The organism is Staphylococcus gallinarum, from assembly GCF_000875895.1.
Lineage (GTDB): Bacteria > Bacillota > Bacilli > Staphylococcales > Staphylococcaceae > Staphylococcus > Staphylococcus gallinarum.
This window is the reverse complement of sequence record NZ_JXCF01000007.1, coordinates 669,634-683,971: the sequence shown is the minus strand read 5'-3', so window position 1 is coordinate 683,971 and position 14,338 is coordinate 669,634. Positions and strand designations below refer to the sequence as shown.

Below are 14,338 nucleotides of genomic sequence, written 5' to 3'. Positions count from 1 at the left end.
ATACAACGGATTGGTTTATATGGTATTATGTGTTAATAATAGAAGTATAGCTTAGAGAGGTCGTAAGTCATGGACAATGAGAAAGGTTTATTGATAGTACTATCTGGACCTTCAGGTGTAGGTAAAGGTACAGTTAGAAAGAAAATATTTGATGATCCATCCACATCTTATAAATATTCTATTTCAATGACAACACGTAATATGCGTGAGGGAGAAGTTGATGGTGTTGATTACTTCTTCAAATCAAAGTCAGAATTTGAAGCCTTGATTAAAGAAGATCAATTTATAGAATATGCTGAATATGTAGGCAACTATTATGGGACACCTGTGCAATATGTTAAAGATACGATGGATGAAGGCCACGATGTATTTTTAGAGATTGAAGTAGAAGGCGCTAAGCAAGTGCGTAAAAAATTCCCGGATGCATTATTTATTTTTCTTGCTCCACCTAGTTTAGACCATTTACGTGAAAGATTAGTAGGACGCGGTACTGAATCAGATGAGAAGATTCAAAGTCGTGTTAAAGAAGCACGTAAAGAAGTAGAAATGATGAATTTGTATGATTATGTTGTAGTGAATGATGAGGTTGAATTAGCAAAGCAACGTATTCAATCTATCGTTGACGCTGAACATTTGAAACGTGAACGCATTGAAGCGAAATATAGAAAAATGATATTGGAGGCAAAAAAATAATGTTACACCCACCATTAAACCAATTAACTGCAAAGATTAATTCTAAATATTTAATTGCAACAACAGCTGCAAAACGTGCTCGTGAAATTGATGAGCATCCTGAATCATCATTATTAGAAAAATATAGTGCGAAAAAACCAGTAGGTAAAGCATTAGAAGAAATTGCCAATGGGGATGTTTTCCCAGATGGTACATTTAAATAATCACTTTCTAAATTATTCATGAATATAATAACGTATATACAAGCTTTTTAAACGATTGATTGTATATTTTTAAAGTACACCATGTGGCATCAAGGTGTGCTTTTTTTATTTAAACCATAATTTGTGTATAATATGGAGTAATGAACTGAGCATGTGTGCAATGTAAATCAATACAGTTAGTTTTAAGTATTTGATAGGCATGGATGAACAATTTTTATATAAGTTGGAGGAACGTTGTAATGAAACGAATATTACTTGCTGTAACTGGCGGTATCGCAGCATATAAAGCAATTGACTTAACGAGTAAATTAACTCAAGCAAATTATGATGTTAGGGTGATGTTGACAGACCATGCCCAAGAATTTGTCACTCCTTTGGCCTTTCAAGCTATCGGTAGAAACCCAGTATATACCAGTACATTTATTGAACAAAATCCAGAGGAAATCCAACATGTTGCTTTAGGTGATTGGGCAGACGCAATTGTTGTAGCACCAGCTACGGCTAACACAATTGCAAAGCTTGCGCATGGTATTGCTGATGACATGGTAACATCTACATTGTTAGCTACAGAAACGCCTAAATTTGTAGCACCAGCAATGAATGTGCATATGTATGAAAATAAAAGAACCCAGCATAATATGTCTATTTTACGTGCAGATGGTTATCAATTTTTAGAGCCTGGCGAGGGCTTTTTAGCATGTGGTTATGTTGCAAAAGGTCGTATGGAAGAACCATTGCAAATTGTTGAGCGTTTAAATATGTTCTTTGATGAGACACTAATTGACAATAGTTTGGCTGACAGTAGTTTTAATGGAAAGCATGCGCTCATCACAGCTGGGCCTACTATTGAAGAATTAGATCCTGTAAGGTATCTCTCTAATCGTTCTTCCGGTAAAATTGGTTACGCTTTAGCTGAATCATTAGCTAAACGTGGTGCTAAGGTGACATTGGTATCAGGACCTACGCATTTAACGCCACCAGAAGGTATTACATTTGTTTCTGTCCAAAGTGCGGAAGATATGTTTCAGGCAGTAAAAACGCGTTATGGTGCTCAAGATATTGTGTTTAAAGCAGCGGCAGTTTCGGATTATACTCCTGCAGATCCACTAGAACATAAATTGAAAAAGCAAGATGGTACCTTATCAGTAACATTTAAGCGTACTCAAGATATATTAAAGTATTTAGGTGAACACAAAGCACATCAATATTTAGTTGGATTTGCAGCAGAAACACAGAATATAGAAGCATATGCTCAAAAGAAATTGCAACATAAAAATGCTGATGTCATCATTGCAAATAACGTTGGAGACCGTACAATAGGGTTTAGTTCAGATGATAATGACTATACGATGTATTTTAAAGATGGCGATGCATTAAGTTTAGGTAAGGAGAAAAAGGTTATCCTTGCAGAACATATAATTGACAGTTTAGAGACAAGGTGGCAGTAACATGATAGCAAAAGTAATCGTTGATATACCTTCTAAAAGTGTAGATTTCACCTTTGATTATCTCGTGCCTTCTAGAATGCAATCGATGATTCAAATTGGTATGCGTGTTGTAGTACCATTTGGTCCTAGAACAATACAAGGTTATATTATGGCAATTACTGAACAGCCAGATAACGATATAGATATATCAAAGTTAAAAGAAATAAAGGAAATCCAAGATATTACGCCAGAATTAACACCAGAGTTAATAGAGTTGACGGATTGGTTTAATACTTATTTTGTAACGAAGCGAATTTCGATGCTCGAGGTCATGTTACCGAGTGCGATAAAGGCAAAATATACAAAATATTTTATTGTTAATGAAGACAGAATAAATGAATTGCCAGAACACTTAAAGCAACAATTTAATGATGGCGGCCAATATTTATATAAGGCAGCACAAGCAAATGGTGATTTAGATAAATTATTGCCATTATTAAGAAAAGGTGTAATACAAGAGCACACGGAATTATCGCAAAGTTTGAAAAAGAAAAAGCAAAAAGCACTTCGTATCGTCGAAAATATTGATATTGATCACGTTCTTAATACTTTAGAAAAATCTAAGAAACAATATGAACTATACGCTTATCTTGCAGATGAACGTCAACATATCGTACTACTAAGAGATATTGAAGCGATGGGATTTTCGAAATCAAGTGTAGATACTTTAGTACGTAAAGGATACATTGAAAAGTTCGAAACTATTGTAGAACGTAATCCATTTGAAACAAATGTGTTCGAACAAGATAAGAAGCAACAACTAACTCAAGATCAACAAGCGGCATATGATGCCATCTCCAAAACTATTGAATCTGGAACGCAACGAACATTCTTGTTACATGGCGTAACTGGATCGGGCAAGACAGAAGTATACCTTCAAACAATAGAACAGGTATTACAATCAGGAAAGCAAGCAATGATGCTTGTTCCTGAAATTGCGTTAACACCTCAAATGGTATTGCGATTTAAGCGTAGATTTGGTGATGAGGTAGCCGTACTTCATTCTGGTTTGTCAAAGGGTGAACGTTACGATGAATGGCAAAAGATTAGAGACGGTAAGGCAAGTGTAAGTGTAGGGGCGAGATCTAGCGTTTTTGCGCCATTTAAATCACTGGGGATGATCATTATTGATGAAGAACATGAATCCTCTTATAAACAAGAAGACTATCCGAGATATCATGCACGTGATATCGCTGAATGGCGAAGTCAATATCATCAATGTCCACTTGTCTTAGGCAGTGCAACACCTAGTTTAGAGAGCTTTGCCCGTGCTGAAAAAGATGTCTATAAACTACTTTCACTACCGAATAGAGTAAATCAACAGGCTATGCCAGAAATAAATATTGTAGATATGAGAGAAGAATTGAGTTCTGGAAATCGTTCGATGTTCTCTACAGAACTTAAAGAAGCAATCCAGTTAAGATTAGATCGCAATGAACAAATTGTATTGTTTTTGAATCGACGTGGTTATGCTTCGTTTATGTTATGTAGGGATTGTGGTCATGTGCCACAATGTCCGAATTGTGATATTTCATTGACTTATCATAAATCTACGGATCAATTGAAATGTCATTATTGTGGACATCAAGAAGCAGCACCTCATATTTGTCCGAGTTGTGAAAGTGAACATATTAGACAAGTTGGTACAGGTACACAACGTGTAGAGGAATTATTACAAGATACCTTTAATGATGCCCGGATTATTAGAATGGATGTCGATACAACTTCACGTAAAGGGGCACATGAAAAACTATTAAATGATTTTGAAGCTGGTAATGGAGATATCTTACTTGGGACACAAATGATAGCCAAAGGTTTAGACTATCCCAATATAACCTTGGTAGGTGTATTAAATGCTGATACAATGTTAAATCTGCCAGATTTCAGAGCTAGTGAACGGACGTATCAATTGTTGACACAAGTTTCTGGTCGTGCAGGCAGACATGAGAAAGAAGGACAAGTCATTATTCAGACTTATAATCCAGATCATTATGCAATTAAAGACGTACAAGCGAATGATTATCAGGCCTTTTTTGAAAAGGAAATGAACTATAGAAAGTTAGGAAAATATCCGCCTTACTTTTTCTTAATTAATTTTACGATTGCGCATAAGGATATGAAAAAAGTAATGGAAGCATCAAAACATATTCATCAGATTTTATTACAACATTTGTCAGAAAAAGCATTTGTCCTTGGACCATCTCCAGCGGCCTTAGCTCGTATCAATAACGAATATCGCTTTCAAATATTAGTAAAATATAAAAGTGAAATTGCTTTGCATAATGCCTTAAAATATTTAGATGATTATTATCATGACCAATATATTAAAGAAAAGTTGTCTTTAAAAATTGACATAAATCCTAATATGATGATGTAATTTAGTGTTATAAATGCTTTGTTGTCAGTAGTTATAAGGGGTTTGAGAGTTAACGAAAATATAAAAAGGCCAGAAAAAAGGACAGACAGTTCATTCAACTGCCGACTTACAGAAAGACTTGAAATAATTAAAATAAATTATGGTAATAGAGGATCTAACCTATGGAAACATATCAAAGATGTGCAACTTAGGGTTAGGTCTTTTTTATTAGAACACTCATAAAAGAAAAAAATAGTTTGAGTTCAGATTATTATACCGGTATAATAAAATTGTAACTATTTAATTGTTGGAGGGGTTCTATGAATTTAAAGCTCGTCGTTACCGATATGGATGGCACATTTCTTAATAATGAAGGTACCTTTGATAGGGAAAGTTTTCACCTGCTCAAAAATCAAATGACAGAAAAAGATATTAAATTTGTTTTTTGTACGGGAAAACAGTGTGAAAGGGTTGAGGCGTTAATAGGTGAACACACGAATGATGTATATATTATTGGTGATAGCGCAACTAAAATTAAATATAACAAGCAAGTACTATATAAAGCTGCAATCGAGAATCGTTTAGGGAAAAAGATAATAGATGATTTAAGACATATAGATGAAACACAGACAATTATCGCCTGTACGGATGAGACGGCATTTGTATTAAATAACTTGAATGCTTCCGAATTACAAATTGTTCGTGGTTCTTATCATAATGTTACCCTTATTGAAAGTTTTGAAGAAATTAAAGATGATTTTTTAAAGATTACAGTACATGATGCACAACAAAAATGTAAATATACTGCACAACTACTTGCGAAAGGTTATGAGAATGTATATATCATTGCTTCAGAAGATAGTTGGATTGATATTACGAAGCAAGGAATCAATAAAGGAACAACTATAAATAAAATTCAAGAACATTTAGGCATCGAAATTTCAGAAACGATTGCTTTTGGAGATGGATTAAATGATATTGACCTATTTAAAGCTGCGAAATATAAAGTCGCAATGGATAACGCATACCCGGAATTAAAAGCACAAGCTAATTTAATTGCAAAAAATAATGATGAGAGTGGAGTAATAAAAACGCTACAATTATTAATTAATGATTAGTTAATCCACTAAATCACTATTAGATAATACTGTTTAAGAAAATTAAATATAATTAAGTTTAAACAACTCACTTTAATGATTTAATAAAAGTGAGTTGTTTTTTATTGTTTCTCGTATTTTAAAATGAGGGTAATAAAATCTTAAAATAATTTCTAATTAACCTTGCTATTTATTTTAATACATTTTAAAATAAATAAAACCGACTAAAATTATAAGGATTAAGTCAACTTTCTTATGAATTTATAAAAAAAATATCAAATTTTAGTTTGCATTTATTTGTAATTACAGTTATATTAAATATTAACGAGAACAATATAAATTGTATTCATATTTTTTAAGGTGGTTTTTAGATATTAAATGAATTAAACGTCATAAATATGTTAACTGATTTTCAATCAAATAATATGTATGAGGGGCTGTGCTTATGAGTTTACTTAGTAATAGAGAAGCGATTGGATTAAGTATTGAAGAATTATCGAATCGTTTAGCATCATTATATAATACCAAATTAAGTCCTGAAGTCATTAAACAAATTGAGACTAAGAAGGTTAAATTAGGAAACGAAGAAGTACAAATTTTAGCTGAATTTTTTAATACTACGACAGACGATCTGATCTAACACAAAAATAATTGCCTATTTTTATATTTCGCTTTACAGTTAAAGGTGGAATGATTATAGGAACTAATTTTAGTGTTTAGGTAACGAATGGTTATAGTTTTCCTTATAAATCAAGCGTTATATAAAACGGAGATGACTTCGTTTGAATTTTGCTATATTACTTGAACCTAAAGAAAAAGGGGAAAGATAAGTAAATGAATTATAATGAATTTGACCAACCAATTGGTGAGGCTTTACGTGAATTTAATATGCCTGAATTTCCAAATGTACAAACTTTAACTGGACAGTATAGTAGATTGGAAAAATTAGACATGAAACATGTAGATGATTTATTTGATCATTTCAGCACACCAGAAGATTTACCGAATTGGACATATTTACCAGATGAGCAACCTCAAAATTATACACAGTTTCAAGCATATATTGAACAACGTATTGCCTCAACAGATCCATATTTCTTTGCAATTGTCGACCATAATACGAATGAAGCACTTGGTTTATTATCGTTATTACGTATTAATCCAAAAAATGCTTCGATTGAAGTGGGACATGTCCATTTTTCCAATAAGATGAAAAGAACTAGAATTGCAACAGAGGTCCATTATTTATTGGCAGGCTATATATTTGAAACGTTAGGGTACCGGAGATATGAATGGAAATGTGATTCGCTTAACCAACCATCTATTAAAGCAGCACAACGTTTAGGCTTTAAATATGAAGGTACCTTTAGAAATCATGTCATTTATAAAAATAGAAATAGAAATACCGTGTGGCTATCCATGTTAGATGTTGAATGGCCAACACTCAAAATGATAATGGAAGACTGGTTAACATTAGAAAATTTTGATGCTGAAGGTAATCAGATTAAACGCTTATCTGTATGATAATAAAAATGAAAATAATCTGTAGAATTTAATACTACATAATGAAGCTCGTCAGAATTCAATCTGACGAGCTTTAGTTATTTTTAAAAATAAAACAATACATGTTCGCTTGTATGATTGACTAATGAGATGATGACTTGACAATAGTTCGTAGAAAAAATAGTAATAATAACGTGCAGATTGTTATTGAATTTATTGCGTGTTTAGAATATGCGTAATGCATTTTTAGTTAAAATAAGTTATAATAGTTTGATGAATTTTTATAAGGAGCCGATTCGATGACGATTAAACGACTTGTTAGTGACCAACATCCTATTTTAAAGAAACAAATAGCACCAGTTACAACTTTTGATTCAGAATTAGAACAATTGTTACTAGATTTGGAAGATACAATGTATGATTTGGAAGCTTCGGCACTTTGTGCACCTCAAATTGGTATTGACCAACAAGTAGCGATTATAGATATGGAAATCGATGGTTTATTGCAATTAATTAATCCAGTAATAATTAATGAATCAAATGAACAAGTGACGGATTTAGAGGGCTCTGTAAGTCTACCTAATGTTTATGGAAATGTGACAAGAAGCAAGATGATCGTGATAAAGGCTAACGATAAACAAGGTAATGAAGTTGAAATGACTGCATATGATGATGTGGCTCGAATGATACTCCATATGGTTGATCATTTTGAAGGTAAGTTATTTACGGATAAGGCAGAAAAAATATTATCTGAAGCTGAAGTGGAGGCGTTTTTTGACAATGAGTAAAATTATATTTATGGGTACACCTGATTTTTCAACAAAGGTATTGGAAATGTTAATTGCGGAACATAACGTGATAGCGGTTGTAACACAGCCTGATCGACCTGTAGGAAGAAAGCGTAAACTAACACCACCACCGGTTAAGGAAGTTGCTGTACAACATGGTATCCCAGTGTATCAACCAGAAAAATTATCAGACTCTGAAGATTTACAAACTCTAATTGACCTAAATGCAGATTTAATTGTCACAGCTGCATTCGGACAATTATTACCTGAGTCTTTATTAAAGGCGCCTAAACTTGGAGCTATCAATGTACATGCATCTTTATTACCTAAATATCGAGGTGGTGCACCGATACATCAAGCTATAATTGATGGTGAACCAACAACAGGAATTACAATTATGTATATGGTGAAAAAGTTAGATGCTGGTAATATTATTTCACAGAGTGAAATTGAAATTGAATCACAAGATAATGTTGGAACAATGCATGATAAGTTGAGCTTTTTAGGTGCAGATTTACTAAAAGAGACATTGCCTTCTATTATAAATGGTACAAATGATAGTATTCCACAAGATGATAATAAAGCAACATTCGCATCGAATATTAGTAGAGAAGATGAGAAAATTGATTGGACTGCATCTGCTGAAACGATTTACAATCACATTCGAGGTTTATCTCCATGGCCTGTTGCCTATACACAATTTGAAGATGGTAATTTGAAGGTATTTGCCGCTCATATTGAAAAAGGGAAATCAGGCGAGCCAGGTTCAATTATAGAAACAACTAAAAAAGCAATAATTGTAGCTACAGGATCAAATGATGCGATTGCTTTAACTGATATCCAAGTATCAGGAAAAAAACGTATGCTAGCTGCTAACTATTTAAGTGGTGTTCAAACATCATTAGTCGGGAAGGTATTAACATGACATCTGAAATAAATGTAAGAAGCTTAGCATTTGAGACATTGCAAGACATATTAAATGATAAAGCATATAGTAATATTGTTATCAATGAGGTTTTATCTGAATATGAGTTGACTAGAGCGGATAAAGGCTTATTGACTGAATTGGTATATGGGACATTGAAGAGAAAATATACCTTAGATTATATCTTGAAACCATTTGTCCAAACAAAATTAAAAGGTTGGGTCAGACAATTACTATGGATGAGTATTTATCAATATGTATACTTAGACAAGATACCTGAACATGCCATAATAAATGAAGCCGTAAATATTGCAAAATACAAAGGTGGACCACATAATGGTAACGTTGTTAATGGTATATTACGAAATGTAATGCGCAGCGAGTTACCTGATTTTAGTGAAATTGCTGATGATAAGAAACGTATTGCCTTGCAATATAGCTTGCCTAAATGGTTAGTCGATCACTGGACAACACATTTTGGTATAGAAAAAACAGAAGCGATTGCTGCCTCTTATTTAACAAAAGTAGGTCAGACTGTACGAGTAAATTTAACAAGAATTTCAATAGATGATGCGATAAGACGCTTAGTTGATGATGACTATATTGTTGAACAAGATAGAGATTTAGATATTTGTTTACATGTAAGTGGAAAACCGATTATTGAATCACGTATGTTTAAAGATGGTCTAGTATCTATCCAAGATAAGAGTTCAATGTTTGTTGCGGAACTCATGGATATCAATGAAGGTGATATGGTGCTTGATGCGTGTAGTGCACCAGGTGGAAAAGCATGTCATATCGCAGAAGTTTTAAATCAAACGGGTCATGTAGATGCCACAGATATCCACGAACATAAAATTGACTTGATTGATTTTAATATTAGAAAATTACGATTATCTAACATTTCTGCTTTTCAACATGATGCGACTGAAAAATATGATAAAGTGTATGATAAGATTTTAGTTGATGCACCATGTAGTGGTTTGGGTGTTTTAAGACATAAACCTGAAATTAAATATGAACAATCGCAAAACGGAATCAATGCTTTAGTAGAGATTCAGTTGGAGATTTTGAATAATGTTAAACATAATTTGAAACCAGGTGGAACTTTAGTTTACTCTACGTGTACAATAGAACAATTAGAAAATGAAAATGTAATTTATACATTTTTAAAAGAAAATAAAGACTTTGAATTTGATGGATTTGAACATCCAATAACTGGCGAAAAAGTAAAAACCATGCAAATATTACCTCAAGACTTTAACTCAGATGGCTTTTTCATAACTAGGATTAAAAGAAAGGAAAATTAATATATGATTACTGCAGAGAAGAAGAAAAAGAATAAGTTTCTTCCCAATTTTGAAAAGCAATCCATTTATTCATTAAGATATGACGAAATGCAAAATTGGTTACAAGACCATGGTCAACAAAAGTTTAGAGCGAAACAAATTTTTGAATGGTTATATGAAAAACGTGTAAATAGTATTGATGAAATGACAAATTTATCAAAAGAATTAAGAGAAATTTTAAAAGATAACTTTGCAATGACGACACTTACAACTGTTGTTAAACAAGAAAGTCGAGATGGTACAATAAAATTCCTCTTCGAATTACAAGATGGCTACACAATTGAAACAGTGTTGATGCGTCATGAATATGGGAACTCTGTATGTGTTACAACACAAGTAGGTTGTCGAATTGGATGTACATTCTGTGCGTCTACACTTGGGGGTCTAAAGCGTAACCTTGAAGCTGGAGAAATCGTTTCACAGGTACTAACTGTTCAAAAGGCATTAGATGAAACAGATGAACGTGTTTCTCAAATCGTTATCATGGGTATCGGTGAACCGTTTGAAAACTACGATGAAATGATGGATTTCTTGAAAATAGTGAATCATGATAATGGTTTAAATATTGGCGCACGCCATATTACCGTGTCTACTTCAGGAATTATTCCACGTATTTATGATTTTGCAGAAGAAGATATACAAATTAATTTTGCAGTGAGTTTACATGGCGCTAAAGATGAAATTCGTTCACAATTAATGCCGATTAATAGAGCTTATAATGTTGAAAAACTGATGGAAGCAATTAAATATTATCAAGAAAAAACAAATAGACGTGTAACATTTGAGTATGGTTTATTTGGAGGCGTTAATGATCAGGTGGAGCATGCGAGAGAGTTAGCGCATTTAATTCAGAAGTTAAACTGTCACGTCAATTTAATACCTGTAAACCACGTGCCAGAAAGAAATTACGTTAAAACACCAAAAGAAGATATCTTTAAATTTGAAAAAGAATTAAAACGATTAGGTATTAATGCAACGATTCGCCGTGAACAAGGTGCAGACATTGATGCTGCTTGTGGGCAACTTAGAGCAAAGGAACGAAAAGTAGAAACGAGGTAGTGACATGCTAAAAGCACATTTTTTTACTGACATGGGAAGATATCGTGATAAAAATGAAGATGCAGGTGGCGTTTTTTACAATCAAACTGAGCAACAATTATTAGTGTTATGTGATGGTATGGGCGGTCATTTAGCAGGGGAAGTTGCGAGTCAATTTGTAACAGATGAGTTAAAACGTCGCTTTGAAGCTGAAAACCTAATAGAAGAGGAGCAAGCTGAAACATGGTTGAGAACTACTTTGAAAGCAATCAATCGTGACTTGTATCGACAATCAGTAGAAAATCCTGAATACAAAGGTATGGGAACTACATGTGTTTGTGCATTGGTTTTTGATCATTTTATCGTTGTGGCCAATGTTGGAGATTCCAGAGCATATTTGGTCAACAGTAGAGAAATTGAACAAATAACAAATGACCATTCCTTTGTTAATCACTTAGTGATGATGGGACAAATCACTCCAGAAGAAGCATTTCACCATCCACAACGAAATATTATTACTAAGGTTATGGGAACGGATAAATTAGTGACACCTGATGTCTTTGTTAAAAAAACGAAGTTCTTTGACTATCTATTGTTAAATTCTGACGGATTGACTGATTTCACCTTGAATCAAGCAATCCAAGAAGAATTGATGACAGATCATAACTTAGAGCAACATGGACAGAATTTAATTAACTTAGCTTTAGCTAATGATTCTAATGATAATGTTAGTGTAATATTGGCTGAGATTGAAGGAGATAAAGTATGATAGGCAACTTAATAAATGAACGCTACAAAGTGATTAAGAAGCTTGGTGGTGGAGGAATGAGTACAGTCTATCTTGCTGAAGATTCAATACTCGACCGAAATGTTGCGATTAAAGCAATTCGAATTCCTCCTGGGGAAAAGGAAGCGACGATCAAGCGTTTTGAGCGTGAAGTACATAACTTAAGTCAGTTATCGCATAATAATATTGTTAACGTTTTTGATGTAACAGAAAATGATGAAAATTTCTTTTTAGTAATGGAATATATTAAAGGTCCTACTTTGGCAGAGTATATTCAACAGCATAAACCGCTTGATTTACAAACGGTTATTTCATTTACAAAGCAGATTATTGATGGAATTAAACATGCACATGAAACTCAGATTGTGCACAGGGATATTAAACCACAAAATATTCTTGTCACTGATGATCTAACATTGAAAATACTTGATTTTGGTATCGCTAAAGCGTTAAGTGAAACCACGATGACACAAACCAATCATGTTTTAGGTACGGTTCAATACCTTTCTCCTGAACAAGCACGTGGAGAAATGACGGATAATGGCACAGATATTTATTCTATAGGTGTAGTCTTGTATGAAATGTTAGTCGGAAAACCACCATTTTCAGGAGAAACTGCAGTTGGTATAGCAATTAAACACATTCAAGATCCTATGCCGAATGCTACAGAACAACGTTCAGAGGTGCCACAATCCTTGAGCAACGTTGTCTTAAAAGCTACTGAAAAGGATAAACGAGATCGCTACCAAACTGTAAATGAAATGGAAGCAGATTTAGACACAGCATTATCTTCGTCAAGACAATCAGAACCGACATATCAATCTGATGAAACAAATACGAAAACCATCGCAATTGATAAAACGGAGTTGGCGAACAAAACAAAAGAAGACAAAAATAAGAATTTAAAGCAAACAATGCAAATTCCAATTGTCAATCAGCAAGCGTTTCAATCGAGTGAAGAACCATTTTATGCAGTCCCGGCAAAAAAGCGCTCAAAACGTAAAAAGATTATCTATGCAGGGATACTCGTATTATTACTATTTGGCTTGTTTGGGTTTATGGCAATGGGGATGTTTGGCAATAAATATCTTGAAACGCCAGATTTATCGGGCAAAACAGAAAAGCAAGCAGAGAAAATACTTAATGACAATAAGCTAGAACTAGGAAAGATTTCACGTGAATATAGTGATAAATATCCAGAAAATAAAATCATTAAAACAAACCCGGAAAAGGGCGAACGACTTGAACAAAATAGTAAAGTTGATCTCATTTTATCAAAAGGCCCGAAAATGGTTGAAATGCCAAGTTTGTATGGTGTTTCTAAAGATGAAGCACTTGATCGTTTGAAAAAACTGGGTATCGATGATGTGAAAGTAGATACGCGCTATACTAAAAATAATACTGCTAAAGGTTTAATAGAAGATCAAAATATTAATCCTGGCGATAAAGTGAAGATTAAAGATAGTGGCATACAACTAATAGAATCATTAGGTGTGAAACAAGTTTATGTTCCTAATTATGAGAAAAAATCATTTAAATCTGCAAAATCAGCTTTAGAAAGTAAAGGCTTTAAAGTTGTAGTCAATGAAGAACAAGAACACGATAAGATTAAAAAAGGTAATGTTATTAGTCAATCTCCAAAAGCTGAAGAAGTAGATGAAGGTTCTACGATTGCCTTTACAGTATCTTCTGGTGCTCCTAAAGCAGATGATAAAGATGATGATCAAGATAAGGGCGATGACAAAGATAAATCTGAGGATAAAGACGAAGAGGCAACAAAAGAATATACAGAGACATATCAAGTGCCATATTCAGGTAAGGATGATAAAGCACAAGAAGTTAAAGTATATATCAGAGATAAAGACAATCCAGGTACTTCGGCTGCACAAACTTTCAAGATTAAAGATAACAAGACAGTTAAAATTCCGATGACGATTGAAAAAGGAAAGACTGCAGGTTACACAATTCGTGTTGATAATAAAATAGTTGCAGATAAAGATATTCCTTATGATTTTTAGAATATAAATCGCCTTTAAATAAAGCACCTAGAACAGTTTGGTTTCAATATCAAACTATTCTAGGTGCTTTTGTTATTTATTGAGATAAAAATGT

At 33.3% G+C, this 14,338-nt stretch carries 13 protein-coding genes; all 13 read left to right on the top strand.

From position 1 onward, the window contains the following. Window positions 1–69: 69 nt before the first annotated feature. The 13 genes from gmk (at window position 70) to pknB (ending at window position 14,244) form a co-directional block, all read left to right on the top strand. Entirely contained in the window at window positions 70–693 is a 624-nt protein-coding gene (gmk, locus tag SH09_RS06975) for a guanylate kinase (RefSeq protein ID WP_042738906.1), read from the top strand. Next, complete coding sequence (gene rpoZ, locus SH09_RS06970; RefSeq protein WP_042738905.1) at window positions 693–896, top strand: DNA-directed RNA polymerase subunit omega; 204 nt, start codon at window positions 693–695, stop codon at window positions 894–896. The genes gmk and rpoZ overlap by 1 nt, the downstream gene beginning before the upstream one ends. Before the next feature lie 239 nt (window positions 897–1,135). After that, window positions 1,136–2,344 carry a bifunctional phosphopantothenoylcysteine decarboxylase/phosphopantothenate--cysteine ligase CoaBC gene (gene coaBC / locus SH09_RS06965; protein WP_042738904.1) on the top strand — a complete coding sequence of 403 codons (1,209 nt, stop codon included), beginning with the start codon at window positions 1,136–1,138 and terminating at the stop codon, window positions 2,342–2,344. A 1-nt stretch (window position 2,345) separates the two neighbouring features. Then, window positions 2,346–4,760 (top strand): primosomal protein N', encoded by a 2,415-nt coding sequence (priA, locus tag SH09_RS06960; protein ID WP_042738903.1) that lies wholly within the window; start codon window positions 2,346–2,348, stop codon window positions 4,758–4,760. A gap of 299 nt (window positions 4,761–5,059) precedes the next feature. Then, entirely contained in the window at window positions 5,060–5,857 is a 798-nt protein-coding gene (locus SH09_RS06955) for a Cof-type HAD-IIB family hydrolase (RefSeq protein ID WP_042738902.1), read from the top strand. Window positions 5,858–6,281: 424 nt separating this feature from the next. Further along, entirely contained in the window at window positions 6,282–6,476 is a 195-nt protein-coding gene (locus tag SH09_RS06950) for a helix-turn-helix domain-containing protein (RefSeq protein ID WP_042738901.1), read from the top strand. Between the two features lie 194 nt (window positions 6,477–6,670). After that, window positions 6,671–7,360 (top strand): GNAT family N-acetyltransferase, encoded by a 690-nt coding sequence (locus SH09_RS06945; protein ID WP_042738900.1) that lies wholly within the window; start codon window positions 6,671–6,673, stop codon window positions 7,358–7,360. Window positions 7,361–7,638: 278 nt separating this feature from the next. After that, window positions 7,639–8,127: a peptide deformylase gene (locus tag SH09_RS06940; RefSeq protein WP_042738899.1), complete on the top strand. Its 489-nt coding sequence runs from the start codon at window positions 7,639–7,641 to the stop codon at window positions 8,125–8,127. Continuing rightward, window positions 8,120–9,052, top strand: a complete 933-nt coding sequence (gene fmt, locus SH09_RS06935) for a methionyl-tRNA formyltransferase (RefSeq protein ID WP_042739033.1) — start codon at window positions 8,120–8,122, stop codon at window positions 9,050–9,052. Before SH09_RS06940 ends, fmt begins: the two co-directional genes overlap by 8 nt. Then, the gene (gene rsmB, locus SH09_RS06930) at window positions 9,049–10,362 is read left to right on the top strand and encodes a 16S rRNA (cytosine(967)-C(5))-methyltransferase RsmB (protein ID WP_042738898.1); all 1,314 of its coding nucleotides are present in this window, start codon (window positions 9,049–9,051) and stop codon (window positions 10,360–10,362) included. Before fmt ends, rsmB begins: the two co-directional genes overlap by 4 nt. Window positions 10,363–10,365: 3 nt before the next feature. Further along, complete coding sequence (gene rlmN, locus SH09_RS06925) at window positions 10,366–11,460, top strand: dual-specificity RNA methyltransferase RlmN (RefSeq protein WP_042738897.1); 1,095 nt, start codon at window positions 10,366–10,368, stop codon at window positions 11,458–11,460. A gap of 4 nt (window positions 11,461–11,464) precedes the next feature. Continuing rightward, a complete protein-coding gene (locus tag SH09_RS06920) occupies window positions 11,465–12,208 on the top strand; it encodes a Stp1/IreP family PP2C-type Ser/Thr phosphatase (RefSeq protein WP_042738896.1) in 744 nt (247 codons plus the stop codon). Continuing rightward, window positions 12,205–14,244, top strand: a complete 2,040-nt coding sequence (gene pknB / locus SH09_RS06915) for a Stk1 family PASTA domain-containing Ser/Thr kinase (RefSeq protein WP_042738895.1) — start codon at window positions 12,205–12,207, stop codon at window positions 14,242–14,244. The genes SH09_RS06920 and pknB overlap by 4 nt, the downstream gene beginning before the upstream one ends. The last annotated feature ends 94 nt before the right edge of the window (window positions 14,245–14,338 follow it).